The sequence below is a fragment of the Vibrio sp. 2CM40D genome (assembly GCF_023161825.1).
GTDB lineage: Bacteria > Pseudomonadota > Gammaproteobacteria > Enterobacterales > Vibrionaceae > Vibrio > Vibrio alginolyticus.
This window is the reverse complement of record NZ_JALNTL010000002.1, coordinates 667,220-693,091: the sequence shown is the minus strand read 5'-3', so window position 1 is coordinate 693,091 and position 25,872 is coordinate 667,220. Positions and strand designations below refer to the sequence as shown.

The 25,872-nt window shown below is 46.4% G+C and carries 27 protein-coding genes; 15 read left to right on the top strand and 12 right to left on the bottom strand.

Going from position 1 to position 25,872, the window contains the following annotated elements:
* Window positions 1-45 precede the first annotated feature (45 nt).
* Window positions 46-1,482, top strand: a complete 1,437-nt coding sequence (locus tag MTF70_RS06465; protein WP_193843881.1) for a PLP-dependent aminotransferase family protein — start codon at window positions 46-48, stop codon at window positions 1,480-1,482.
* 95 nt (window positions 1,483-1,577) lie between these two features.
* Here the strand turns inward: MTF70_RS06465 and MTF70_RS06460 are convergent, their stop codons facing one another.
* The 3 genes from MTF70_RS06460 to MTF70_RS06450 form a co-directional block, all read right to left on the bottom strand.
* On the bottom strand, window positions 1,578-2,714 hold the full coding sequence (locus MTF70_RS06460; protein ID WP_017634361.1) for a glycerate kinase: 1,137 nt from the start codon (window positions 2,712-2,714) through the stop codon (window positions 1,578-1,580).
* 16 nt (window positions 2,715-2,730) lie between these two features.
* Window positions 2,731-4,083, bottom strand: coding sequence for a GntP family permease (locus MTF70_RS06455; RefSeq protein ID WP_021452774.1), 1,353 nt, complete (start codon window positions 4,081-4,083; stop codon window positions 2,731-2,733).
* A 158-nt stretch (window positions 4,084-4,241) separates the two neighbouring features.
* Complete coding sequence (locus MTF70_RS06450) at window positions 4,242-5,384, bottom strand: sugar diacid recognition domain-containing protein (protein ID WP_005374330.1); 1,143 nt, start codon at window positions 5,382-5,384, stop codon at window positions 4,242-4,244.
* Window positions 5,385-5,618: 234 nt separating this feature from the next.
* Between MTF70_RS06450 and MTF70_RS06445 the strand changes: the two genes are divergently transcribed.
* Window positions 5,619-5,792, top strand: a complete 174-nt coding sequence (locus tag MTF70_RS06445; RefSeq protein ID WP_005374332.1) for a hypothetical protein — start codon at window positions 5,619-5,621, stop codon at window positions 5,790-5,792.
* A 70-nt stretch (window positions 5,793-5,862) separates the two neighbouring features.
* Here MTF70_RS06445 and MTF70_RS06440 read toward each other — a convergent pair whose 3' ends face one another.
* Entirely contained in the window at window positions 5,863-6,225 is a 363-nt protein-coding gene (locus MTF70_RS06440) for a hypothetical protein (RefSeq protein WP_205461201.1), read from the bottom strand.
* Window positions 6,226-6,486: 261 nt separating this feature from the next.
* On the opposite strand from MTF70_RS06440, the gene MTF70_RS06435 reads away from it, so the two are divergent.
* The 5 genes from MTF70_RS06435 (at window position 6,487) to MTF70_RS06415 (ending at window position 10,519) form a co-directional block, all read left to right on the top strand.
* Window positions 6,487-8,334, top strand: a complete 1,848-nt coding sequence (locus tag MTF70_RS06435; RefSeq protein WP_205461202.1) for a M3 family metallopeptidase — start codon at window positions 6,487-6,489, stop codon at window positions 8,332-8,334.
* Window positions 8,335-8,403: 69 nt separating this feature from the next.
* The gene (locus tag MTF70_RS06430) at window positions 8,404-8,940 is read left to right on the top strand and encodes a DUF924 family protein (protein WP_017821016.1); all 537 of its coding nucleotides are present in this window, start codon (window positions 8,404-8,406) and stop codon (window positions 8,938-8,940) included.
* Window positions 8,941-8,964: 24 nt separating this feature from the next.
* The gene (locus MTF70_RS06425) at window positions 8,965-9,294 is read left to right on the top strand and encodes a DUF4144 domain-containing protein (protein ID WP_017634368.1); all 330 of its coding nucleotides are present in this window, start codon (window positions 8,965-8,967) and stop codon (window positions 9,292-9,294) included.
* Between the two features lie 139 nt (window positions 9,295-9,433).
* Window positions 9,434-9,919 carry a VOC family protein gene (locus tag MTF70_RS06420; protein ID WP_005374344.1) on the top strand — a complete coding sequence of 162 codons (486 nt, stop codon included), beginning with the start codon at window positions 9,434-9,436 and terminating at the stop codon, window positions 9,917-9,919.
* A gap of 174 nt (window positions 9,920-10,093) precedes the next feature.
* Window positions 10,094-10,519 (top strand): VOC family protein, encoded by a 426-nt coding sequence (locus tag MTF70_RS06415; RefSeq protein WP_017634369.1) that lies wholly within the window; start codon window positions 10,094-10,096, stop codon window positions 10,517-10,519.
* A 76-nt stretch (window positions 10,520-10,595) separates the two neighbouring features.
* Here MTF70_RS06415 and MTF70_RS06410 read toward each other — a convergent pair whose 3' ends face one another.
* Window positions 10,596-11,732 (bottom strand): MBL fold metallo-hydrolase, encoded by a 1,137-nt coding sequence (locus MTF70_RS06410; protein ID WP_205461203.1) that lies wholly within the window; start codon window positions 11,730-11,732, stop codon window positions 10,596-10,598.
* A 181-nt stretch (window positions 11,733-11,913) separates the two neighbouring features.
* Here MTF70_RS06410 and MTF70_RS06405 point away from each other — a divergent pair, with 181 nt between their 5' ends.
* Window positions 11,914-12,159: a Rho-binding antiterminator gene (locus MTF70_RS06405; protein WP_005374351.1), complete on the top strand. Its 246-nt coding sequence runs from the start codon at window positions 11,914-11,916 to the stop codon at window positions 12,157-12,159.
* Window positions 12,160-12,255: 96 nt separating this feature from the next.
* Here MTF70_RS06405 and MTF70_RS06400 read toward each other — a convergent pair whose 3' ends face one another.
* The 3 genes from MTF70_RS06400 to ompW all read right to left on the bottom strand — a co-directional run bounded on the left by MTF70_RS06400 (window position 12,256) and on the right by ompW (window position 15,624).
* Window positions 12,256-13,746, bottom strand: a complete 1,491-nt coding sequence (locus MTF70_RS06400) for an MDR family MFS transporter (RefSeq protein ID WP_205461204.1) — start codon at window positions 13,744-13,746, stop codon at window positions 12,256-12,258.
* A complete protein-coding gene (locus MTF70_RS06395; RefSeq protein ID WP_053308045.1) occupies window positions 13,743-14,768 on the bottom strand; it encodes an HlyD family secretion protein in 1,026 nt (341 codons plus the stop codon). Before MTF70_RS06395 ends, MTF70_RS06400 begins: the two co-directional genes overlap by 4 nt.
* Window positions 14,769-14,982: 214 nt before the next feature.
* The gene (ompW, locus tag MTF70_RS06390) at window positions 14,983-15,624 is read right to left on the bottom strand and encodes an outer membrane protein OmpW (RefSeq protein ID WP_017634373.1); all 642 of its coding nucleotides are present in this window, start codon (window positions 15,622-15,624) and stop codon (window positions 14,983-14,985) included.
* Between the two features lie 495 nt (window positions 15,625-16,119).
* Between ompW and MTF70_RS06385 the strand changes: the two genes are divergently transcribed.
* Genes MTF70_RS06385 through MTF70_RS06375 form a run of 3 tightly spaced genes read left to right on the top strand, consistent with a single transcriptional unit; the run spans window position 16,120 to window position 17,750 of the window.
* The gene (locus MTF70_RS06385; RefSeq protein WP_005374358.1) at window positions 16,120-16,770 is read left to right on the top strand and encodes a Qnr family pentapeptide repeat protein; all 651 of its coding nucleotides are present in this window, start codon (window positions 16,120-16,122) and stop codon (window positions 16,768-16,770) included.
* A gap of 9 nt (window positions 16,771-16,779) precedes the next feature.
* Window positions 16,780-17,091 (top strand): cupin domain-containing protein, encoded by a 312-nt coding sequence (locus MTF70_RS06380; RefSeq protein WP_005383281.1) that lies wholly within the window; start codon window positions 16,780-16,782, stop codon window positions 17,089-17,091.
* Window positions 17,092-17,129: 38 nt separating this feature from the next.
* The gene (locus MTF70_RS06375) at window positions 17,130-17,750 is read left to right on the top strand and encodes an HAD-IB family hydrolase (RefSeq protein ID WP_205461205.1); all 621 of its coding nucleotides are present in this window, start codon (window positions 17,130-17,132) and stop codon (window positions 17,748-17,750) included.
* A gap of 115 nt (window positions 17,751-17,865) precedes the next feature.
* Here MTF70_RS06375 and MTF70_RS06370 read toward each other — a convergent pair whose 3' ends face one another.
* Both MTF70_RS06370 and MTF70_RS06365 read right to left on the bottom strand, forming a co-directional pair.
* Window positions 17,866-19,044, bottom strand: coding sequence for a lytic polysaccharide monooxygenase (locus tag MTF70_RS06370; RefSeq protein ID WP_017633838.1), 1,179 nt, complete (start codon window positions 19,042-19,044; stop codon window positions 17,866-17,868).
* A gap of 214 nt (window positions 19,045-19,258) precedes the next feature.
* Entirely contained in the window at window positions 19,259-19,699 is a 441-nt protein-coding gene (locus MTF70_RS06365) for an Lrp/AsnC family transcriptional regulator (protein ID WP_005482841.1), read from the bottom strand.
* Between the two features lie 114 nt (window positions 19,700-19,813).
* Here MTF70_RS06365 and MTF70_RS06360 point away from each other — a divergent pair, with 114 nt between their 5' ends.
* Both MTF70_RS06360 and MTF70_RS06355 read left to right on the top strand, forming a co-directional pair.
* On the top strand, window positions 19,814-20,398 hold the full coding sequence (locus MTF70_RS06360) for a LysE family translocator (RefSeq protein ID WP_005482872.1): 585 nt from the start codon (window positions 19,814-19,816) through the stop codon (window positions 20,396-20,398).
* A 179-nt stretch (window positions 20,399-20,577) separates the two neighbouring features.
* Window positions 20,578-21,351 carry a siderophore-interacting protein gene (locus MTF70_RS06355; protein ID WP_025768753.1) on the top strand — a complete coding sequence of 258 codons (774 nt, stop codon included), beginning with the start codon at window positions 20,578-20,580 and terminating at the stop codon, window positions 21,349-21,351.
* A gap of 99 nt (window positions 21,352-21,450) precedes the next feature.
* On the opposite strand, the gene MTF70_RS06350 is transcribed toward MTF70_RS06355, so the two are convergent.
* Window positions 21,451-22,323, bottom strand: coding sequence for a LysR family transcriptional regulator (locus MTF70_RS06350; protein WP_017633836.1), 873 nt, complete (start codon window positions 22,321-22,323; stop codon window positions 21,451-21,453).
* Window positions 22,324-22,403: 80 nt separating this feature from the next.
* Window positions 22,404-23,210, bottom strand: a complete 807-nt coding sequence (locus MTF70_RS06345) for an arylamine N-acetyltransferase (RefSeq protein WP_017633835.1) — start codon at window positions 23,208-23,210, stop codon at window positions 22,404-22,406.
* 293 nt (window positions 23,211-23,503) lie between these two features.
* Here MTF70_RS06345 and MTF70_RS06340 point away from each other — a divergent pair, with 293 nt between their 5' ends.
* Both MTF70_RS06340 and fghA read left to right on the top strand, forming a co-directional pair.
* A complete protein-coding gene (locus MTF70_RS06340; RefSeq protein ID WP_017633834.1) occupies window positions 23,504-24,652 on the top strand; it encodes an S-(hydroxymethyl)glutathione dehydrogenase/class III alcohol dehydrogenase in 1,149 nt (382 codons plus the stop codon).
* A gap of 62 nt (window positions 24,653-24,714) precedes the next feature.
* Window positions 24,715-25,554, top strand: coding sequence for an S-formylglutathione hydrolase (fghA, locus tag MTF70_RS06335; RefSeq protein ID WP_005374382.1), 840 nt, complete (start codon window positions 24,715-24,717; stop codon window positions 25,552-25,554).
* Window positions 25,555-25,872 lie beyond the last annotated feature (318 nt).

Below are 25,872 nucleotides of genomic sequence, written 5' to 3'. Positions count from 1 at the left end.
AATTAGGTACAGTGTTTTCAAAAAGTGACAGATGGAAGTGTTTTTATGGGTACAGATTTATTGGGAAGCGGTGAAGGGAATAAGTACCTCGTGGTGGAAAAACACCTCAAACAAGCCATCAATGGTGGCGTTTATCAGGCGGATGATCGACTGCCCTCCATTCGCTCGTTGAGCCAAGAATTAAACGTCAGTAAAAATACCGTGATTCGTGCGTATCAAGAGCTGGAAGCACAAAACTTGGTGTACTCGGTTCCCAAATCGGGTTATCGAGTTAAAGTCGCTTTGCCGACCTCTCGCTCAATTCCGGATCCGACTCGCGTGGATTTGCTCTCGATCTGCAAAGAAATCCTTACTTATCCTGAATACCAAGAGCGTTTGCCTACCGGTTCTGCCCACCCAAACATTGACTCCCCCGCGATCAAAAGCTTGTACGCCGAGATCGGCCGCCACAGCCGCCAGCAAACGCATGTACCGAGCCATTACCAATTACCACCCGGTGATCACCTCTTAATCAAACAACTGGCGAAAATCACACAAGATTTGGGCACGCCAGCCAAGTTGGATGAGATCATGGTGACGCACGGCGCGCAACAAGCCATTAGCCTAGCGCTGCGCGCAACGACACAAAAAGGCGATATCGTCGCGGTGGAGTCCCCTTGCTATTTTGGCAACTTATTGATGCTAGAATCACTCGGCCTCAAAGTGGTGGAAATTCCGAGTTGCCCACGCGACGGTATGTGCCCCGAAGCCTTAGCAAAAGCAATGGCGACATGGGACATAAAAGCGATCATCGTAACGCCAAACTTCACCAATCCAACTGGTGCCATGATGCCGCTAGAAAAGCGCCAGCGATTGCTCTTGGCATCTGGCAATATTCCTATTATCGAAGACGATGTGTTTGGCGGGTTAAGCTATGACAAGCCGTTACCAAGCTTGAGATTGCTCGATGACAAGCAACGCGTAATTTACGTGAATTCGTTATCCAAAACGCTCGATTCGCGTTTGAGAATTGGTTGGATGTTGGCGGGGCGATATCGAGATCAGATTGAGCAATATCTACTGTGTGAGAACATGGGCAGTTTGAACCTGATGCAATCCGCCGTGGCAACGTTTCTAACGTCAGGCAAGTATCGAACGCATACTGCGCGAATGGGTCGGGTTTATCAAAACAACATGCGCCGATTTATCCAGATGCTTCATCAATACTTGGATGAATACGAACCTCTAAAAAATCGATACCAGATCAACGCCGTGCAAGGTTCGTTCTTGCTTTGGTTGCGACTGCCCGAAGACACGGACAGCTATGCGTTGTATCAAGCATGCAATAAGCACAGAATCAGCCTACTTCCCGGCACCGTATTTGGCACTCAAGGGCAATATCGGCATTGCGTACGCCTCAGCGTGGCAAACTTTGGTCATGAAACCGATTGGAGTCACGCGATGCAAACACTGGCAAAATTGATAGCAAAGCATGCCTGTTAACTCGCTCTTACTAAATGAACTTATGCCGACACACGCAAACAGGTAACAACAAAAAACTCCACTCAAAGGTGGAGTTTTTCATATCGTCATCGCTTTCAGTGCGACTTAATTTGCCACATTCTCGCGACGTTTTCGGCTAAATTAGCAACGTTGACGTCGGCCTCTTTCATGGCCTCAGGTAAGCTCATCGCCCTTGGTACACAAGCAAACACCGCATCAATACCGCACTCATAAACCGCCTGATAGTTGTCGCCCACACAGCCTGCTAATGCAATGACTGGTAAATTACACTGCTTGGCCACCTGAGCAACGCCCATCGGCGTTTTGCCATGTGCGGTTTGATGATCGATTCGACCCTCGCCTGTAAATACGATATCCGCATCCTCAACATGCTGAGCAAGTTTGACCGTTTCAAGCACAATCTCAATTCCTGGTTGCAAACGTGCAGGCGTGTACCCGAGCAAGGCCGCGCCCATACCACCAGCAGCACCCGCCCCTTCACGAGTCAGTACATGCTTACCCGTCGCTTGTTCCGTCAACTCGCCAAACTTGCGCAATGCGTTATCGAGCTGAGTGACGTCTGATACGGTCGCTCCCTTTTGAGGGCCAAAGATAGCCGACGCGCCTTTGTCACCACAGAGTGGGTTATCAACATCGCACGCTACCAACACTTCGCAAGTTGCTAAACGAGGGTCAAGACCAGAAATATCGATGGACGCAAGCGCCGCTAACCCGCCTCCATTTGGGGTAATTGCATGACCAGAGTCATCAAGAAACGCCACCCCCAACGCGGTCAACATGCCCACGCCACCATCATTGGTAGCGCTGCCGCCCAAACCAATGATTAAACGTTGAATGCCTCTGTCTAGCGCGTGTTTGATCAGCTGTCCGGTACCAATGCTACTGGTCAGTTTTGGGTCGCGAGCGTCACTCGGCACAAGGTGTAGCCCACTGGCCTCCGCCATTTCAATAACCGCAGTTTCGCCGTCGCCGAGGATGCCATAAAACGCTTCAACATCATTCCCTAATGGCGCAGTCACTGTTGTGAAGACTTGTTCGCCTTGAGTTGCATCTATCAAAGATTGAACCGTGCCTTCGCCACCGTCTGCGACCGGAACCGTAACAAACTCAGCATCATGCCATACGCGAGCAAGACCCGTTTTGATCGCCTCGCTCACTTGTTTGGCGGTTAAGCTTTCTTTAAATGAATCAGGTGCAATTACCACTTTCATACGTATTTCCAGAGACTTATAAGAGAACGAGGCTCAAAATGTACACCAATGCCATTGCCGTGACACCTTGAACGAGCGTAGCCATGGTTTGCGCGCGGTACGCTAAGCCCACCGACATGCGGCTAAACTGCGAAACTACCCAGAAGAAACTGTCGTTTGCATGAGAAACCGTCATCGCACCAGCACCGATCGCCATCACCGTTAATACGCGGCCCATTTCTGAATCGAGCCCCAATTGCGTAAGCATAGGCGCAACCAAAGCCGATGTGGTCACCAATGCAACCGTTGATGAACCTTGCGCCGACTTTAGCGCAGCCGCAACGATAAATGGCATGAAAATACCCACGCCCAGCGCCGATAGCGTCGTACCTAAGTATTCACCTAGCGGCGTGGCTTTTAATACCGCGCCAAATGCGCCACCAGCACCGGTAATCAAAAGAATAGGCGCAGCAGCCGTAATACCTTGGCTGATTCGCTCGCCAAATTCTTCAATCTTGTTGTCTGACTTGAGTAGGCGAACAGAAAGGAACAGGCCAATCACCAATGCCGTTAGTGGCTGTCCTAAGAAAGTCAGAACATCAAACACAAAACCTTCGCCCAGCGGTAGGCTTGGGAATTTCGCGATAGAGCCAAAACAGATCAATAAGATTGGAACAAAAATAGGAGCGAATGCTTGGCTCGCCGTTGGCAATTTGCCGTAAGACGCTTTGAGTGCTTGCCAATCATGCTGAATTTCCTCTGCGGCTTCAATGCCATCTGGTTCAACATGTTGGAATCGGTTCGCCCACAACATCCCCGCTAACGCCGCAACCGCTGCAACAAACACACCCACACCAATCACTAAACCAAGGTTAGATTCCAGGCCTAAGTTACCCGCAGCGGCAATCGGGCCAGGAGTTGGCGGCACAAACGTGTGCGTTGCGTATAGGCCAGTTGCCAACGCCACACTCATCGCAACGCTTGAGGTTTTTAAACGCTTCGCGAGTGATTCTTTGAGCGAGTTCAGAATGACAAAGCCTGAATCACAAAATACCGGAACAGAAACGATGTAACCTATGATACTCATGGTCAATGTTGGGAAACGCTCACCCAACACTTTGATGACCGTATCGGCCATGGTGATCGCCGCACCACTTTTTTCCAAAATAACACCAATGATAGTACCTAAAACGATAACCAAACCAATGTAACCAAGGATGCCGCCAAAGCCAGAAGCAATGGTTTTGGCAATGCTATCTGCCGGTAAGCCGTAAGCAAATGCCGCAAGGAACGCCGCGATGATCAGCGCTAAAAAGGGATGTAATTTGAATTTGGTGGTCGTGAGCACAATAAATGCGATCACCCCGAGCAGGATTAATATAAGGTTCATGATAACTCCATTTATTCTTATTTTGCTGAGCGAGCCCGTGTTGGCTCACTCAACATGTAGGGACGCATGAATTATTAATCGTTTGCTTTAGAATTCCTTTAGGCGGAGTGACAAATGATGTGGTCAAAAAATGACGCGTATTGTGCAGATGCACAATATCACGACATTTTTGAGAGCCGAGTCGCAATATAAAGCTCCGCTAACCCCACAAAATTGGTAGTTGGTAGCCCTGTTATCTCGGTGATTTTCTCTAACCGATAGCGCAGAGTGTTCCGGTGAATAAACAGCATTTTAGAGCATTCTGTTACATTGCCATTGCATTCAAACAGTGCATCTAGGGTTTTCAATAATTGCCCAGATTTGTCTTTCTCTTTCAACCGTTTCACACCATCAATAATTTGTTCACCTTGCCAAATATCCGCCAACGGCGCTAACAAAACAGGCAAACGAAGTTCATCGAACAGGTACTTACGTTTCTCTGGGTAGAACTGCTTGCCAATGGCTAATACCTGCTTCGCGCTTTGGTATGACAACGCGACATCTTTAGGCTCATTAAACAGCTGCCCTAGCGCAATGTGAAACGTATGCGAATCGTGATCGCTTAAACGCGACATCAACTTATCAATGCGCTCACTTTCAACTTGGCTATCCCACTGCTTGGCGGAATGACACGGTTTCAACACCACAATTTCATTCACTGAGACAATCGCAACTAGGTTGTTACGCTCTGGGTATTCAAGCAGCTCAACAATATTGCGCACACTCTTCATGCTTTTCGAGGCCGACGGCGTCGAGACTTCAATCACCGTTGCCACCCGTGGTTGAGTAACATCGATAGAAAGACGCATCGCCCAATCTTTCAGCTCTTCATCGGTCAATTTGCCATTGATCCAAGCCAGAATAAACTCTTCGCGATGACGTCTGTCCCACTGAAATTTTTCCACCAGCGCGGCTTGCTCGATTGTCAGTTCAGCGGTCATTTTAACCAGTTTTGCAAAATCTCGGATTTTCTCCGGCTCGCCTGTGACGCCAACAATACCGACCACGTCGCCATGTAATTTCAACAACATATTGATACCGGGTTTGACACCCTGCAACGTCAAACATTGCTGCTCATTAAGCTCTAGCGAATCGCCATGATTCAGCGCCAGTACCGCGCCATCATGCACTTGCCCAACACGTTTAGGGTCGCCACTGCCAATGATGATGCCTGCCGAGTTCATCACATTCACATTGTGACCAATGATGGACATGGTTCGATCAACAATTTGTTGTGCTAAAGCGTGGTCGAGAATCACCATTTCGAGTTTCCAAATTGACCGTTTAATCACTCAATAAATCACAAATGGCAAACTATCGCGATGCTGCGGTTCTAAATAACGGAAGCAGCTCAAAGCATTATCCAATTAACCATCCTTAAAAAGCGGATTAAACCTTCATTTTTAGCAGAGGGTTATATACTTAGAACAAAGGTTACCAATGCATTCTTCACTGTGCATTGATGCCACTCGTCTACCTACAGAGGAGAGATCAACATGGAGTTACGGAATAAATCGGGGGAAGTTGCAAATATTGCTGATAACCTCACTTTGAAGGAAATCACAGAAATGGGCTACACCGTAGATTTATGCGATGAAGCATTTGCTCCTGGAGAGCATTGGAAAGCGGAAGGTAAAACGCAAGGTATGGGCGAGTATCCAGAGGAGTAAACGTCCTGACGAGCCAGCGCACAAAAGCGTTCCACAAACAGAAAAACCGAGCGACTTAACGCTCGGTTTTTTACTTTTGAACTTCTTGAATAAACAAGCTCATCTCTTCAAGATAATTGCTGTTTGAGCATCCCCAGTCGGTGACCTCAATCAACTCAGTAACTAACTGTCCAGACTCATCATCTTGCACTCTCTGCACAAACGCTTCAAAACGTTCCAGTTGTGTCTGACTCTTAACGCCATACACGGCATATTCTACAAGCAAGCCGTTGTACGTCTGCCAGCGCTGGTCGCCAGCAACATCATTGCTTAAAATCACAGAACACTTTTGTTGAATGCTTTCAACCGCATCATTTCTTGGTGGCGCGACTGTAGAACATCCAACTAAAATCGTACCTACCGCCAATAACGTAACTTTTGTTTTATTTATCATATCGTTTCCAACTGTATCGCCACGATATGGAAATCTTATTACACCTGATAAGGATCATCGATAGCGCATCGCGGATTAATTACTTAATAAACTGTAAACTCCATACCAGTTCAGAACTCCTATTAACTCACCCAAAGGTAAACAAATAGTAAAATCACCTTTACGCGATGCAAAATCGACAAATGAGATTAGCGTTCCTTTCTCGCGACCAAGCGTGCAATAATCAACTGTCTACATAACGAAACCATTTGAAGGATCAAAATGACCGCAACGGATTACCTCAACGACCTCAATCAACGTTACCTTGCGATTCACCGCACCAAAGAAGATTTCTTTTGGGAAACTTACATGGGGATCAGCGATGACCATGATGGCTCGACGCAAGCACAAACGGCATGGACAAGCTTTTTAAGCAACGCCGAGCAAATTACTGCCATCAAACAACAGCTTGAAGCCGCGGACTCAATTACCGACCCACAAGAGAAACAACAAACCATTACGGGTCTATCTGGTTGGCTGGCGATGTTTGAATCTCACGCTATCGAGGGCGAAAAAGCACAAGCGTTGAAAAATCAGCTCATTGCCTTTGAAGCTGAGCTCTTCGAGAAAAAACAGAACCACGTACAAACATTTACCGATGAGAACGGCGAGCAAGTAGAAGGTTCACTGCCCGTATTAAGCTCAACCATTCGCACCAGCAATCATGAAGAAGTTCGCCAATCGGCTCACCAAGCGTTGCTGAACCTTGAACAATGGCTACTGCAAAACGGCTTTATAGAACTGATCAAACTGCGCAACCAGTTCGCTCGCTCACTGGGTTATGCGACTTTCTTTGATTACTCCGTGCAAAAAACGGAAAAGATGAGCTCTGATCAGCTATTCGAAATTTTGGAAGATTTCGAACAACGCACGCGAGATGCGCATCTAAACAGCTTAGAAAACTTGGCGAAAGAGAAAGGCGCAAGCGCACTAGCAGGCTACAACTTTGTTTACTCATTCGCGGGTAACGTTATGCGTGACCTTGACCCATACGTGCCGTTCTCAAAATCTCTGAGACGCTGGGTAGAATCATTTGGTCGCCTAAATATTGATTACTCTGGCGCGACGCTAACGCTGGATTTACTAGATCGCAAAGGTAAGTACCCGAATGGGTTCTGCCACGGCCCTATCCCTTCTTTCTATAATCAAGGCGAATGGGTCGCAGCGCAGGTGAACTTCACCAGTAATGCCAAACCAGACCAAGTGGGCAGCGGCTACGATGGCATTAACACGCTGTTCCACGAAGGCGGCCACGCAGCACACTTTGCGAACGTAAAAATGAACGCGCCTTGTTTCTCGCAGGAGTTTGCGCCAACGTCAATGGCTTATGCAGAAACTCAGTCGATGTTCTGTGATAGCCTGTTAACCGATGCCGATTGGCTAAAACAATACGCACTGGATGATGAAGGGAATTCGGTTCCTGATGAGATCATTCAAGCGATGATCAACAGCCGTCAGCCATTCAAAGCTTATGAAGAACGTAGCATCTTGGTTGTGCCATATTTTGAGCGCGCGTTGTATCAACTGAGCGATGACGAGTTAACGCCAGAGCGCATCACTAAGCTGGCTCGCGATTGTGAAAAACAGATCCTTGGTTTGGAATGCAGCCCTCGCCCACTGATGGCGATTCCACATTTGCTATCCGACGAAGCGGCTTGCGCGTATCAAGGTTACCTACTCGCGCACATGGCGGTGTACCAGACCCGTGCATACTTCCTTGAGAAGTTTGGTTACCTGACGGATAACCCAGAAATTGGCCCACTGCTGGCAAAACACTACTGGCACGCAGGCAATCACTTGTCGCACAACGAAACCATTGTCAGCCTGACTGGCGAAGGCTTCAATGCCAAATACCTTGCAGACGTGTGTAACCTGTCGCCAGAACAGGCATGGGAAGTGCAGCAGAAGAAAATCGACTCACTTGCGACGCGAGAGCGAGTACCAGTCGCTTCACTGAACGCCGCGATTAAAGTCGTCGACGGCAGTAAAGAGCTGGCAAGCAACGCCATCTCTGACGAACAAATGTGTGACGATTTTGAACGTTACATCGTAGAGACTTACGGTCGATAACACGCAGAAAGCCAGGAGCTCGCCTTCTGGCTTTTTATTCTTTAACTAATGTAATAAGAAGGAAGATCCATGTACCAAGAAGTCATCAAATTTTGGTTCGAGGAGCTATCGCCCCAAAATTGGTTTGAAAACAACCCAGAACTGGACAAGTGTATTGCATCGCGATTTGCCTCGGTATTAGAACAAGCCGCTCGTTGTGAACTGTTTAATTGGCGTAACAGCGCACAAGGACGATTGGCCGAAATCATCGTCCTCGACCAGTTTTCACGTAATGTGTATCGCAACACCCCAAAAGCGTTTGCACAAGACCCACTCGCATTAGCATTGGCTCAAGAGGCAATTCGGTTAGGTTACGACAAAGAATTAGCGCCTGAGCAGCTAAGCTTTTTGTACATGCCGTTTATGCACAGCGAATCTCGCCTCATTCATGTCCAAGCTGAAAAATTGTTTCGCGCATCAGGGCTTGAAAATAACTACGATTTTGAGCTAAAACACAAAGCCATCATCGACCAGTTTGGGCGCTATCCTCATCGCAATGCGATACTGGGAAGAAAGAGCACTCCCGAAGAGTTAGCGTTTTTGCAACAACCTGGGTCAAGTTTCTAAATAACAATGAATAATGAGTTAACCATGAGAGACCACGCAGTATGCTGGCCATGCTTGCTAAAACTAGACGGCGACGATGAGCTGATCTATACGCATTCCCAGTCCGACTTAGACTCTGAATGCGAAGCCCTCATTTTTGGGCAAGATGATTACGTTATCGACTCAAATGGCAACACGTTTGAATTGAAAAACAATGGTTCGAACACCACTCTTTTACATCTAAAAGAACGAACGCTGTCCGTAGAAGAGGTTACGTCATTAATCCAATCGCATGAATTCAGCCTCGCGCAACGGTGCATTATCAAGATTCATTTCACCTCGGTGAGGCAAGCTGTTGAGGCCTTAGCTCACTAACTCAATCCCAACATGTACAGCATTAAATAAAATTATCATTTTTATAATTTATGATAATTTCATGTAATCAACATCACGCCATATACTCTCCCACATCGAAACAAGACAACGTTCAAACACACATGTTGGGAGTAAACAAATGAAAATGAATCATGTCGGTATTATGGTCGGAGATATGGACAAAGCGGTTGAGTTTTACACGCAAGCGCTAGGTCTAAAAGTCGTTATGGGCAACACGAAAGTGATTGAAGAACGCGAAACGGCAATTGGCAGAATGTGTATTGCGGTCTTTGGGGAAGGCTTTAAAGGCTTCAACATTGCGCACCTTGTGACAAGTGATGGCATCGGCCTTGAGTTATTCGAAATGAAAGAACGTCAAGAGCGCCATGAAGTGGATTTTTCTCGCATCGGTATCTTCCATTTCTGTTTGCAGACAGACGATTTTGAAGGTGCTATCAAACGCACCGAAGCACTAGGTGGCAAAGTTCGCATGGACATCATGCGTTACCACCCAGAAGACGATAATAAGCCTGCGAAAATGGTTTACCTAGAAGACCCATTCGGCAACCTATTCGAGCTTTACTCACACACTTATGAAGAAACTTACGCTTCTGATTACGAGTAATAGCCCCATCCATATTCCAAAAGGCTAGCAATACGCTAGCCTTTTTTGTTTGCTTTGAGTTGCAGTGTTTCTGCACTCGCTCTAGCAAAAAAACATCTTGAATTTGATCATTTCTCTCACCACTTTTAAGGTCACTTTATACTTACCTCAACACAATGCAAAAAGGAGTGAAGCATGCCCACCAAAAATCCAATCGCCATCAAAGCGCTTGATCATGTTGTATTAAGGACCTGTAACCTCGATGCTATGTTGCATTTCTATCGAGACATTTTGGGCTGCCCTGTCGAACGCGAAGTAACGGAACTTGGTTTAACTCAACTTAGGGCAGGTAACGCATTGATTGATGTAGTGACGGTAGACAGCGAATTGGGCCAACTCGGCGGTAAGCCACCAGTTCAAAATGGTCGTAATATTGACCATTTTTGCCTGCAATTGGCGCCTTTTTCCGAGGATGAATTACTGGAATATCTGCGTGCGCGCGGCATTGAAACCGAAGAGTTTGCGAAGCGGTATGGCGCACAAGGGTTCGGTAGATCACTCTATATACATGATCCGGAAGGAAATGTCGTCGAGTTAAAACCTCAAGTGATTGATGAGTAAGCGAGTAAAAACCTTGTTATATTTTTAAAATAACAAGGTTAACTTCTCAAATAATTATTGAAGTAAGAACATATTATTAAGTCAAAATTCTAGCTGGCTCACCTATTTCTTTTTCTCGCCACCACTGTTTATTTATATGTTCTTGATGAACGTAAAAACTCTCCCCCGGCATTGGCGTCAGCAGCGTTATATGTTCTTTTTGACAATGGGCAAGCAAATCTAAAATCGGTTCGTCCCAACGGTGAGTAAATAGCTCGTATGTAGCCCAATGTACGGGCAACAGTTTTTTCGCATTTAAATCGTGAAACGCTTGCACGGTATGGTGAGCCTGCATGTGTCCCCAGTTTTCGACCGGATAACCTTGGCCTTTCACATCGGCAGCCACTTCCAAACAGGCAATGTCGATTGGTCCACATCGCAGTGCGATCTCGGAAAAATGCGAATCGTAAGCTGAATCGCCACTAAAATAGAGCGTCTCTTCTTTGCCTTTGATGACCCAAGAAGCCCACAGGGTCGCGTTTTTATCGAAATAAGTACGACCCGAATTATGGTTAGCAGGCGTACAAATCAGTTCAATTCCGGCATAGTGCACGCTATCCCACCAATCGAATTCCACGATGTTGTCTGCGCAAACGCCCCACTTTATCAGATGCTTGCCAACCCCTAAGGGCACATAAAACGTCACGGGTTTATCGGCGTAGAAACGTATGGTCGATGCTTCTAAATGGTCGTAATGATCGTGCGAAATCACGATAATTTCAGGAATCGGCAAACAATCTCTGGCGTAAGTATTGGGAATATTGCGTTCAAACCACGCTTTTGCGACGAACGGAGAAGCGTAATCAAATACCGGATCAGTCAGAATTCGAATGCCATCGACCTCCACCAGCATGGTGGAATGGCCCAGCCAAGTAACGCGCATCGATTCACTTTGCTGTGCAAACTGCGTAGGTTGAATTGGGGAATGTGGCAGATGTTCGTTAGGACTCAACGGCGTTCTACCACCAAAATAACTCCAACACACCTGCCAGAATGATTGCGGACTAGGGACATTTGGCATCTCGTTTTTAACGCGGCCGTTTTCAAATTGAGGCGAGTGGTGAACACGGTGCGCCAACTGCGCATGGTAGGTTTGAGGCGGAATCAGTGAACTTGGCTTTTGTGTCTTTTGTTCACTCGTTAGGTATGTGCGCTTAAGTATCGTCTCAGACATATCGTAGTTTTGTCTCGCTTGCGAACGCTCAACAGTAGGTTTATTAAAACGTGCGTGTATGTCTATTTCGTGACCAAAATGAGGTGTAAGATGAAGATTCAGTTTCAATCAAACGTTTTCTATATTAAGGAAGCGGTTCTCAAACCTTCTGAATACTGCGTCGGTTTGAAAGGAGAAAGCTATGGTGACTTGCAGCCAATACGATTTTATTGAAATCGCCTGTATGTTTAAGCTCCCTATCGAGATCACACTAAAAAATGGTGAAACTCATCAGGGCAACGCGTTCGACACAGGCTACGACATGCAGCGACAAGAGTGCTTGTTTTTAGATATGGATGGTGAGCACACCGCCTTCCCGACTGAACAATTAGTCGCAATGCGCGCGCTCAAAACCAATCCGCATTTTGACGAAGTGACATTTGAGTAAACGTCCTTCTTTCACTGGCACTGTCCAATAAAAAACGCCTCTCAAGCTGACACAACTTGAGAGGCGTTCTCTTACACTATTCACCGGAACTTCATGTTATTCACGCGACCGAATGAAAACCAGCATCGGCATCATGATCACGAACATCACTCCCACAAGCTGGAAGGTGTGCACAAACGCGACCATTTGCGATTGCTGCTGCAACATCTGTTGGTATTGGTCTAACGCAACCGGGTCGGTAATAGAAAGCCCCTGATTGGCCGCCCAGTCATGCAAGTTAGGATTATAAGGATTAATACCCTCTCCCAGCGCATGCCATTGCTGCTGACTATCACGATATTGGAACGTGGTTGCGATAGAGATACCAAACGAACTACCAATGGTACGGAACAGATTGTAAATACTCGCCGCCGCAACAGATTGCTCTTTCGGAATCGTTAAATACGCCAAGGTGGATAGCGTCGAGAAAGTTAAACCAAGCCCCATCCCCTGAATCATACTCGGCATCACAATCCAAAATGTATCGATCTGCAGTGAGTACTGCGTCATCAAATAGCTACCAATCCCGATGCAGCTCAAGCCAAAGACTATTTTGATTCTGGGATCGAATTGCGGATTGAGCTTAATCACCAAAATCAACATCGCCGCTGACGCCAACCCACGCGGTGCCATTAATAAACCAGTGGTTGAGACCGGATAATCCAGCAAGCTTTCCAACAGCATTGGTTGTTGAGTCGTCAGACCAAACATCGCCATCGACACCACGGCAATCATCAATGACGAGACCATAAGGTTTCGGTCTTTCAGTAGCCACAATGGCGCTATTGGACTTTTGGTTTTCCAACTGCGATATATCCACATCACCAATCCCATGACTGCGAGCAATATCGCCGTCTGAATCATACGTGAGTCGAGCCAGTCGTCTTCATTCCCTTTATCCAACACAAACTGCAACGCGCCCACACCTAACGCCATGTAACCGATGATCCACCAGTCAAAGTTAGGTTTGGATTTGTTGTCGATATGGATATAGCGATAAATCAAAGAGGTACAGATCAAACCGAATGGCAAGTTGATGTAAAAAATCCAGCGCCAGTTAATGTTGTCGGTGATCACACCACCCACAACTGGGCCCAAAATAGGACCAAGCAAAATGCCGATGGAGAAAATCGCCATCGCTTTGACTTTTTGCTCATACGGATAAATCTGCACTAACGTCGACTGCGCCAATGGAATCACCGACGCGCCGAAAGCGCCTTGGATAATGCGAAATAGCACCATCTCTTCAAGAGACTGTGCTTGCCCACAAAGCGCACTGGCAATCACAAAACCGACCACGGCAACCAGCATGACTTTGCGTTCACCAAAGCGCGACACCCAGAAACTGGTCATCGGAATGAAGATCGCTTCCGCCATGCTGTAACCCGTCAGCACCCACGTAATTTGGTCTGCCGTTGCGCCCAAAGCGCCCATCATGTGCGATAGCGACACGTTCGCAACGGTCATATCGATTAACACCATGATGGCAGAAAGCATCACGGCGACGGTGGCAATCCCCCGCTTGTCTGCCGTAATTTGATGGCTCATTGCACGCTACTTTGCAAATCAATGGTGACTTCTGAGCTCGCACCCACGCGAAGTTGCGGCGCATCGGCCGGTACTTCTAATGCCAAACGTACAGGGAAACGCTGTTTGATTTTAACCCAGTTACCCGTTGCGTTTTCTGGTGGCATCAAGGAGAACGATGTACCACTCGCAGGCGACAGCTGCTCTACCGTTGCTTTCCACACCACGTCTGGGTACATATCAATCACCACATCCGCATGCATACCAGGTTTGATGTGAGTAAGATCGGTTTCTTTAAAGTTCGCGCGTACCCAATAGCTGTCTTTTAAAATCACAGGGAACAGCGTTTGACCCACGCTAACAACCGAGCCTACGTGCGTATTGATCTCACCGGCAATGCCATCCACTGGTGACGTAATGTCGGTGTAGCTCAAGTTCAGCTCTGCTTGCGCTAACTGTGCTGCCGCTTGTTGAACAACCGCAGCCTCTGCGCCTTCTTCACCACGGTTCGCAATGGCTTTTTCTACCGTCGCGCGCGCTTGCTCCAGGCTCGCTTGGGCATTGGCTAGTTTGTTTTTTGCCGTATCTAAATCTTGGTCCGACGCCAGTTTGCGTTTCACCAAGGAATCCGTACGTTTGTACTCCACTTGCGCTTCTGTCAGGTTAGAGCGCGCCGCATCTAAGCCCGCAACGGCTTCAGTTACGTGCTTATCGGCAACGTCATGTTGCTGGACCGCCAATTGGTATGCCGCTTTTGCTTGCTTCACTGCCAACAAATATGGGCGTGAATCTATCTTCAGCAGTAGGTCACCTTTGTTAACGGATTGGAAATCTTTAACATCCACAGAAACCACTTGGCCTTTTACCTGAGGCGCTACCGACAGAATTTTTGCCCTAACGTAGGCATCTTCCGTGCTTGGGTGACTGTCTGAATACTGCCAAGACCAATACATCGCACCAAATGCGATAACACAGAGAGTAAAGAAAAGAGTTTTTACCAGCTTCGATCTGGAGGAAGAATGCTTTGCGATGTCGTCGCTCATTTATATTGTCCACTTGTTCAATTATGTGATCAGTGTAGGACTTTTCGATCTTCCGACAATAAAATGATCTGCAAGGTAAAGATCCAATTTTGCATGTTGCTAAGTGGAGTAAATGATGTGCAATCAAAACGAGGATAAAAAAGAGGGGCAGTCCCCGTAACCGCCCCCAAAGTCATGCCAATAATAGTAATGTGCGTGTAACTACTGGTTTTTCTTAGAACTTGTAACCGCCGCTGATCATAAATACCCAAGGGTTAATTTTGACGTCGGTTTTTTGCTTCACTCCACCTGCTTTATAAGTTGCTTCTGTCTCAATGTTTGCGTACCACGCAGCGGCGTTGAGGAACCATTGATCGTTGATCATGTAGTCCACACCAATATTCGCTGCTAGACCGAATGAATCATCTAATTTCAAATCTGACAGGTCAGCGCCTTTACCCGTACTATTGAAATCTTCATCAAAGAATATGGTGTAGTTCAGACCTGCACCAACGTATGGACGGAACTTACTTTGAGACTCGCCAAAATAGTACTGCACCATTAGCGTTGGTGGTAAATGTTTGGTTTTCGCGATATCACTACCAACCAAATCTGTCGAAATGTCGTGGCTGAATGGTGTTGCTGCTAGAAGCTCTAAACTGATGTTGTCTGTGAACATGTAGCCAAACGTCAAACCAAGCTGCGTATTTGAGTCAACTTCTAACTCTTCTTGAGAACCAAGAATCTTATCACTGCTGTCATTTGGAACGACAGACGCCGCACCAACACGAAGAACGAAGTCACCTTGTTTATGAGCGAAAACACTTGGTGACACGAGTGCAGCAACCACTGCTAGACTGCAGATTGTTTTTTTCATTTTTATTTCCTTTCGTAGGGCTTCGTTATGTCGTACCCAAAGGGGTGCCTACTAACTGATCTGAGATTTCAAGTAAACTCAGCGCCTTGAAGCACACGGGTATCTATATCTTTTTGAGCTGTGCGCAATCTAGCACATAGAAACCCTACTATTTTGATGGAAATCAATTTGTGAAAAATATAGGTTTTTTGTATGGAGAAACGCCATATTGATCAACAAATTATGCAAATAGGATACAATTCTGTAATGCAAACTGTGCGTGTGAGTTGCCATGCATACCCATAAATGCGAATCCTCTCGTTAAGGCTCGTAGCCAGCAAAAACTTTTTTCGTCCTCTACGTCTTCTATTTTCAAAAAACAACCCACTTAAAACGCTCGTTTGCCCCCTTAAAATCGCGATTTGAGGGGTTTGTAAAGCACTGAAATACAAGAAGTTATTTTTATGGAAAATCAGTCACTTGGAGTGCTAGTCTGCTCGCAGCTAAGGAGAAGACATGTTAAAAACCGATCTCATTTTTGAACGAGAAAACTTTTCTCATCACGATTTTCAGAATGCTACCTTTAAAAACTGCCACTTTTATATGTGCTGTTTCGACCATGCCGATCTGCGCGATGCTAAGTTCATCGACTGTCGCTTTATCGAATCCAAAGCGCTAGAAGGGTGTAGTTTTCGCTTCGCGAACTTAAAAGACGCTAGCTTTACGAACTGCATGTTGGCGATGAGCCTGTTTAACGGCGCAAATTGTATGGGCTTGGAGCTACGTAAGTGCGATCTCAAAGGGGCAAACTTCCAAGGTGCGAACTTTGCTAATCGCGTCAGTAACACCATGTTTTTCTGTTCTGCTTTTATTACTGGCTGCAACCTCACCTACTGTAACTTCGAGCGAGTGTTACTAGAAAAATGTGACCTCTTTGAAAACCGTTGGAACGGTGCGAACCTCGCAGGGGCAACTCTCAAAGGCTCGGATTTATCTCGCTGCGAATTCTCGCCAGAACAATGGGGAACCTTTAACGTTGAGCAGTGTGATCTGACTCATGTCGAACTAGACGGGCTGGATGTTCGCCGCGTTTCTCTGTTTGGTGTTAAAATTTGTGATTGGCAACAAGAGCAATTGCTTGCACCTTTTGGACTGATCATTCTCTAAGGAAAGGCCATGAACCTGTTTAAAGACTTACCGAATAACCTCGACGAGGAAGTGTTCGAAGACCTGCTGACCCACAAAAACCTGCGTATAGAACGCATTGTCTCAACGGGGCAAACCTCGCCCGAAAGTGGCTGGTACGATCAAGAAGAACATGAATGGGTCTTGGTTCTTAAAGGAGCAGGAGAGCTGACTTTTGAATCAGGTGTCGTGCAACGACTTGAGGCAGGCGATCACGTTACGATTCCAGCTCATACCAAACACAAAGTGAGCTGGACTGACCCAACGCAAGAAACCATCTGGTTGGCGGTGTTTTATCAATAAACACAAAACCATCTTAAACCAAAAAATAGGCGCTGAATTTGCTCGATACTACTAAGCCGTCACTGGCACTGTTTGATTTTGATGGCACCATCACCCGAGAGGATATGTTTAGCCTTTTCCTCCACTATTCTGCTTATGGCCTGCGCAAACGAGTAGGAAAGGTCGCTATCATGCCATTTTATGCGCTGTACAAACTCGGAGTGTTACCCGCTCGTGTTATGCGTCCTCTCAGCAGTTTTATTGCATTTTCAGGGAAAGAAACGCAGAAAATTGAAGCGATTGGCACTCAGTTTGCCCATGAAGTGATCCCGCTGTACTTACGGCCAGAAGCGATGGAAAGGTTGGCGTGGCATCAACACAGAGGCGATACCATTGTGGTGGTGTCGGCATCACTCAATGCGTATCTCAAGCCTTGGTGTGAAGCGAACGGTTACCACTTGTTGTGCAGTGAACTGATCTCAGAACAGCCAAAACTGAGTGGCTTTTACCAACAAGGTGATTGCAGTTTAGAAAGAAAAGTCTCGCGCGTTAGGGCCACGTTTTCGCTCGGCGAATTTGCGTCTGTTTATGCCTACGGTGATACACACGAAGACATTCCGATGCTCAAACTGGCAGACTACGCGATGCTCAACTGGAGCGAGTGGAGAGCAAGCGAATAACGATATGTGCTCTGATTTTCAAGACAACCACTCGACCAAAGTGGTCGTTTTAGGCTAAAAAACAAACCCTTCTCACATGAGAAGGGTTTTATTGTTCAGGGCCCGAATAAATGGCTTAACGCCATACACCCCATTGGCCTGTTGTGCCTGGTTCCTCACCAGACGTCCACCACTGGGCAGTCCATTCTTTGCCGTTGTGCGTCACCACATCACCTTGGTTGTATACGGCCGTCTTGTCCCACAAGTTGGTTGGTTCAACTGGTGGCGTTACATCCGCTTTGATCAGTGACAACGCATAACTGAAGTCTGCACTTGGCGCTAATACTTGGTTCGCATTCACGTTGTTACTATCGAACATGTAGTGGCTCATCTCTTGATGCCAAATGCCCACATACCAATCGCCCGTTTGCTGCGCGTTAAATTGATCTGCTATTTCTGCCGCCCAAGTCGCCGTATTGTTCGCACTGATTGGTAGTGAAATATCGACAATTTCATTGCCTGTCGCATTAAACGTACGGAAACGGATGGTGTCACCCGCTTCTACTGGTCCGAAACCTTGCTGAACAAAGTAGCCTAGAGATGTCAGATTATTGCCCGGTTCGGTTGGATCAACAGGGTCAGTCGGTGGCGTCGTGCCTGTTCCGTTTAACGTAATGTCACTACAGTTGTAGAAACCTTCCCCAGCGACATCAATACGCTGCCAACGAGTGTAAAGTACCGCATCGCCCGAACGATCAGCAGGGAAAGTCACCTGAATACGGTAGCGTTTTTCCGCATCAACATACACATCACCTGCGGTGTCGATCAGCTCTAAATCACTCCAAGTAAGAGGTTTTGAATCATCATAAGTTGGCTTGGTGAGATAGAATTCCCAGTACGATGGGTTGTGCGGCGCTTTGCCGTAAAACACCAATTCAATCTGGTTATTTGCATCTGGCGTAACATTGGTGCGCTGCCAGTTTGGAGAAGGAATGTTCAAGCCTTTCTTAGCTGTATCGCCAGCAGAACATAGCTCACCGTCGCGAACCACGGCTTTCACATGCTCCATATCTCGGTAATTTGGTACGTTTGCTGCAATTTCGCTACGCTGCACAAACGGATACGCGCCAGATTCATCAAAAGCCGCTTTACACGCTTGGTTAGGGATCTCGTTGGTCCAAAAGCCACCGTCTAAATAACACGTATTTTGACGCGCACTTGGAAATTCTACCCAGCCGTGGGCGTTGACGTTAAATGAGCTCAATGCGGCAACAGCGCTTAAGCTCAAAAGAGGAAGTGTTACATGTGATTTCATCGTTCATCCTTAATTTTGCTGACTCGCCGCTCTGAAACACAAGCGGTTTAAGCAAAACTAGCAGGATGGGATTATTTAGAAGGTGAGAATAAATATGGAAATTGTAAGAGTGCCATCTGCTTTCCAGCATTTGTTGTGAACCATTCTCATACTCGACTGACTCTTTCGAGTCACTTCAAATTCGTGTGCCACAAAAACTGTCACTCTCGTTTGGCTAGCGCTCGTCTTTTGGTGTGTCCATCACCACCATGGTTGTGATCGACTTGACGTGTTCGCACTCACCCAACACATCAGCGTGAAACGCTTTATAAGCGGCGAGATCTTGCGTTTCCACACGCAGCAAATATTCGTTCGCGCCAGTGATGTTGTGACATTCCACCACCTCGTTTACAAAACGCACATGCTCTTCGAAACCCAACTGCGCCTGCTTAGAGTGCGAGGCCAAACCAATCGACACATAAGCAACAAAACCCACGCCAAGTTGCTGATTATCCAGTACTGCTCGGTAGCCTTTGATAACGCCTTTACGCTCTAAATCTTGCACTCGGCGTAAGGTTGCAGACGGAGATAAACCAACGCGTTCCGACAGCTCCACATTGGAGATTCTTCCGTCTCGTTTGAGCACTTGCAATATTCTTTCGTCAAATCTATCCATGATGATGTTTCATTGCTTATTTAGTTTCTAATCATCAAATAAAAGCACAATATTGACCTCAGTTCTACTTATAGTTGTTCTCAACTTATCGAGAACTGATTCAAGGAACAATCTATGGAATATCATCAACTGGGCGCTTTGGCGTTGTTCGCTTTTGTCTCCACTTTTACGCCGGGTCCCAATAACATTATGTTGATGACCTCAGGGGCAAATGTCGGCTTTAAACGCACTATCCCACACATGTTGGGCATTACCTTCGGCTTTGGTGCCATGCTAATTTTGGTGGGTATTGGCTTGATGAGCCTGTTCCATGCCTACCCGCTAACCCACTCGATTTTAAAAGTATTGAGCTTGAGTTATTTGCTGTACTTGACGTACAAAATCGCCACCAGCGACAAAACAGAAGCAAAACACGATTTTCGCCCGATGTCTTTTTTAGGGGCTGTTGCATTCCAATGGGTGAACCCAAAAGGTTGGTCGATGGCGTTGACGGCCATTACGGTATACACCAGTGGCGGTTCTTGGCTCGAACTGACTTTTATTGCCGGTATCTTCTGTTTAGCTAACTTGCCATCGGTGACATTTTGGACGGCGGCAGGTATGCAATTGCAGCGTTGGTTGACCACCGATAAACGCGTTAAGGGGTTCAACTACAGTATGGCTGCGCTGTTGCTTTTGTCTACGATTCCAATGATATAAGTCCATTTATGGTTAAAAAACGACTCACTTTACGTGGTTAGAGAAAGGATAGAGGTAATATTTTTCTTGAGGCTTTGGCGTTAATTCACAGTGTAAATTTGTTTAAAGACGCTACCCTCTTGTTAGGGAACTTGATAATCTTTAAATGAGAAAGAGAATAATTATCGAGTAAAGTAACAATGAAAAAGAAGCCTCAACCTAAAACGCTTGTTGTCACAGACACAGAAACCATCACTCCAAACATGCAGCGCATTACCTTGCAAGGTGAGGCGCTGAGCCACTTTCCTCGTGACTGCGAAGGCAGTTACATCAAATTACTGTTTAACGATATGGGCGGCGCGGATCTGAGCATCCTGTCAGAAGACGACCGACCAATCATGCGCACCTACACTATTCGACGCTTTCATCCAGAAACCAGTTCAATCGAAGTGGATTTCGTCCGACACGTAACGCAAAATCTGCAATGCGGATTTGCAGCGCGTTGGGCAATGGCCGCGCAAAAAGGCGACACGATCAGCATTGTTGGGCCAGGTAGCATCTCCAACTTAAATACTGAGGCGGATTGGTTCTTCATGGCTGCCGATATGACAGCACTTCCAGCACTTTCTGCGAAAATTCGTACGCTGCCAGAAGAGGCCAAAGGCTACGCTGTGATCAGCGTGATGTCTCCAGCCGACATTCAACCCCTAAACACGCCAGCCGGTATGGAGTTGATTTGGCTAACCGAACAGCAAACCTTGGCTGATAGCGTTCGCGAACTCGAGTGGTTAGATGGTAACGCTTCGGTATGGTGTGCGTGTGAGTTCGATTCAATGCGTGCGCTGCGCCAATATTTCCGCAACGAAAAAGAAGTCGATCGCGAGAATATCTACATCAGCAGCTATTGGAAGCAAGGCGTGTCTGAAGATGGGCACAAAGTGATTAAACGTGAAGACGCGGAATCCAACCAATAGTGATTCATGTCTTTTCGATTCCAGCTCTCATCCTAATAAAAACGCCCGGCATCACCGGGTGTTTTAGCAACTTCAGTTGTATTAAAGTTCATGAAAACTCTAATCCGCTAGTTCCTGCGCTAAAAAGTCGATCAACAACCTCACTTTGGGCGATAAATTTCGGCTTTGTGGATACAGTGCCCAAATGCCTTCACGGTCGTCTCGGTAATCGGTCAGTACCTCGACTAGCTCACCGTTATCTAGAGCTTCTTGAACGTAATAGTCCGGCAACTGCACTAAACCCAAACCACGTTTGGCGGCGCCCATTAGCGCAAAACCACTATTGCATTTAATTCTCCCCGATACGCGCAAAGACTTATCGCGTTTATTTTCCTTAAAATGCCAATAATCGACCGAACCAACTAGGCACTGATGTCGAGCCAGTTCGGATAATGTGTGAGGCTCGCCAAATCGCTCCAAATACATAGGGCTAGCACACACGTAATTTTGACGCGACGAAAGACGCTTTGCGATCATGCTGGAATCTTGCAGGCGGCCAAGACGAATCGCCACGTCTACCCCTTGCTCTATCAAATCCAGTTTTTGATTGGTCAGAACTAAATCGAGATCCACACGCGGGTACTTCTCCAAAAACTGATGCAAGAGCGGTGCGAGGTTCATTTCCCCATAGGTCACAGGCGCTGTCACACGCAGCAAACCTCGCGGTTCGGTTTGCATTTGCGTTACAGCAAGCTCAGCTAGTTCTAGCCCTTCGACCAAGTGTTTGCACTGCTGATAATAAAGCTGTCCAGCTTCAGACAGAGAAACTTTTCGCGTCGTGCGATGCAGTAACTTAACCGCAAGACGCTCTTCAAGTGCCGATACGCGGCGACTGATTTGTGCCACTGACGTTTTCAGTTTAGCCGCGGCAGCTGTAAAGCTGTTAGTTTCCGCTACGGCAACAAACTCGCTGACTCCTTCCCAATTCGCCATGCTGTATTCCTGTCGACCTCTTCTAGACAAATAGTGATTACATTGTTCTCGTCGCGCTACGCTTTGAAAACTGGAAAACTTTACGCGTCAGGTAACGGACGAAGATCGTCGTATTGCGCATCAAGCTCAATGCCAAAATATTCTTTCAACGCATCCAGGTAGGTTTGACCTGGCTCTAGCTCTATTTCTGTTAGCTCTTCATGATTGGTGCATCTGAGTGTGTAGTTAAGCAGCGTCACCAACCCACTTTCTGTCGCTCTAGCAGCGACTCTTGCGCTAGTAAAACGTGAATTAGGCGAAGTCGAGGTAAAGAAGTTGCTACATGCAATGTCACCAGCAAACACAAACTCTAGGTCAAAGCTGTATAGATTGTTCCACGTGTCCGTTCCATCGGTTGAAAGCACTTGGAGGAAATAACCAAACTGAGCATCTTTGACAAAACGGAAGGTTTGTAAATCCGTCTGAATCACTTGGTCAAGGATAAATGGCAATGGCGCTCGAGGGGTATTGGAGCCAAAACCCACATCGACAATCCATGTTTGTTCCTCTAACGTCACTAACGTGATTTGATGACTACGACCTGTTGGTGTACCAGACACATGTACACGCCCTAGCAAACTTCGCGCTTCAAACCCAAGAGTGTTGAGCACATCAAGCATTAAACCATTTAATTCAAAGCAGTAACCACCGCGAGAGTGGTACACGGTTTTTTGAATAATATCTTCAATCTCAACAGAGACGCCTCGCTGCAATGCGATGTCAAAATTCTCAAACGGCAGGCAACGATGCTGCGCCACGTGAATTCTGTGCAATGACTCCAAATCGGCGGGCAATTCACTAGGCAAGCCTAGCTTGGTTAAATAGGCACTCAGATCCGTCTTATTCATAATCACTCTTACTTAGCTGATGGTTTGACAGTTTTCTACTTTAGTCCCTCTATCTAACTTCAGGTCAATCACCTTTTCCATTTCCCTTCCGCTTTAAGGAGGCATCGCACTCTTTTTACACGCTCACCTTATCATTATTACGCATATGTAAAAATCATTTTCAAAATGGACGGATTATCATTTTTACTGAAACACCTAAAATGAGCACCAACAAAACGACGAAGCGCGGTAAGCAAACCTTAACTACGCTTATTACGTCACTCCATATACTGAAAATATAAAGGAAACATCCAATGTCGCTTGAAATCAAACCTGGTCAAACTCACATAAAATCAAAAGCAATGGTCGCTTGGGCTGCAGGTGAGCCGCTTAAAATGGAAGAAGTTGATGTACAACTTCCAAAAGCCGGCGAAGTGCTAGTACGCATCGTAGCAACTGGTGTTTGTCACACTGACGCATTCACACTATCAGGTGACGATCCAGAAGGTATCTTCCCTTCAATCCTTGGTCACGAAGGTGGCGGTATCGTTGAAATGGTTGGCGAAGGCGTAACAAGCGTTGAAGTTGGCGACCACGTTATCCCACTTTACACTGCTGAATGTGGTGAGTGTAAGTTCTGTAAATCTGGCAAAACGAACCTATGTCAGGCCGTTCGTGAAACGCAAGGTAAAGGCCTAATGCCAGATGGCACAAGCCGATTCTCTATCAACGGCGAAACTATCTTCCACTACATGGGTTGTTCTACTTTCTCTGAGTACACGGTTCTTCCAGAAATCTCACTAGCGAAAGTAAACAAAGAAGCACCACTTGAAGAAGTTTGTCTTCTAGGTTGTGGCGTAACCACTGGTATGGGTGCGGTATTAAACACAGCTAAAGTTGAAAAAGGCGACACAGTGGCAATCTTTGGTCTCGGCGGTATCGGTCTTTCTGCAATCATCGGTGCTCGCATGGCTGGTGCCAGCCGCATCATCGGTGTAGACATCAACGAAAGCAAATTCGACCTAGCGAAACAACTTGGTGCAACTGACGTAATCAACCCACAAAAATTCGACAAGCCAATTCAAGAAGTGATTGTTGAAATGACAGACGGTGGTGTTGACTACTCATTCGAATGTATCGGTAACGTAAACGTGATGCGCCAAGCACTTGAGTGCTGTCACAAAGGTTGGGGTGAGTCAGTCATCATTGGTGTTGCTGGTGCAGGTCAAGAGATCTCAACTCGTCCATTCCAACTGGTAACTGGTCGTGTATGGCGTGGCAGCGCTTTCGGTGGCGTTAAAGGTCGCTCTGAGCTTCCAGAAATCGTAAACCGTTACATGGCTGGTGAATTCGGCTTACAGGAGTTCATTACCCACACAATGGGATTAGCAGACGTCAACAAAGCGTTTGATCTGATGCATGAAGGTAAGAGCATCCGAACAGTTATCCATATGGATCAATAATGCTGCCTCAGGCTCTCCTTTTGGGGAGCCTGAATTCCTTCTGCTAATTAGAGAGTTTATTCATGACCATTGAAAATGTAAGCCAAGCCAAAGTGTTTGGCGGTTGGCACAAGCAATATACACACGAATCCAATGCCCTAAACTGCACCATGCGCTTCGCGATATTCTTGCCACCTAACGCAACGAAATCAAATCCCGTACCCGCGCTATACTGGCTCTCTGGTTTAACGTGTACCGATGAGAACTTTATGCAGAAAGCGGGCGCATTTCGTATGGCGGCCGAGCTTGGCATTGCGATCATTGCACCAGACACAAGTCCGAGAGGCGAAGGTATCGCTGACGACGAAAGCTATGACCTAGGAAAAGGAGCAGGCTTTTACCTTAATGCGACGCAAGCACCTTGGTCACTGCATTACTGTATGTACGACTATGTGACTGAGGAGTTGCCTGCGATCATCGAAAGTAACTTCCCAGTCTCTGACGTGAAGTCAATTTCCGGTCACAGTATGGGCGGCCACGGAGCGCTCACCATTGGTCTGAAAAATTCAGAACAGTACCGTTCTATTTCAGCGTTCAGTCCAATCAGTAACCCAATGCAATGCCCTTGGGGACAAAAAGCCTTTACTGCTTACTTAGGCAAGGAGCTTGAAAGCTGGAAGCAATACGATGCAAGTGAACTTCTAAAACAACAACAATCACCATTACCAATTTTGGTTGATCAAGGTGATGCTGATGGCTTCTTAAATGAGCAGCTTAGACCGGAAGCGCTGATTGCTGCGGCAAAAATACACGATTCAAACCTAACCTTGAGAATGCAACCAGGCTATGACCATAGCTATTACTTCATCTCAAGCTTTATTGAAGAGCACCTCAACTTCCATGCAAAATATTTGTTTGCATAGTTAATTTAAGTAAGCTCATGAAATAAAAAATAAAGTCACCAAAACTAGGTGACTTTATTTTCTTTACGTACTAACAAATACATATCTGAATATCGATGATTTAAATATGTAAAATAATGTAACTTAAGAACAAATTCGACGTCCATTTCTCGCCTTATTAAATTCTCATTTCCGACACAGTATCTTTATTAAAAATGAAACAAAGTTGCACTAAAAACCAATTAAATACCGCGAAATCATTACGAAACTCTACCATCATCCCAATACTCTGAGCTTTTAATTAAGAAGCAACTTAATAACCTTGACGTGACGTAAACC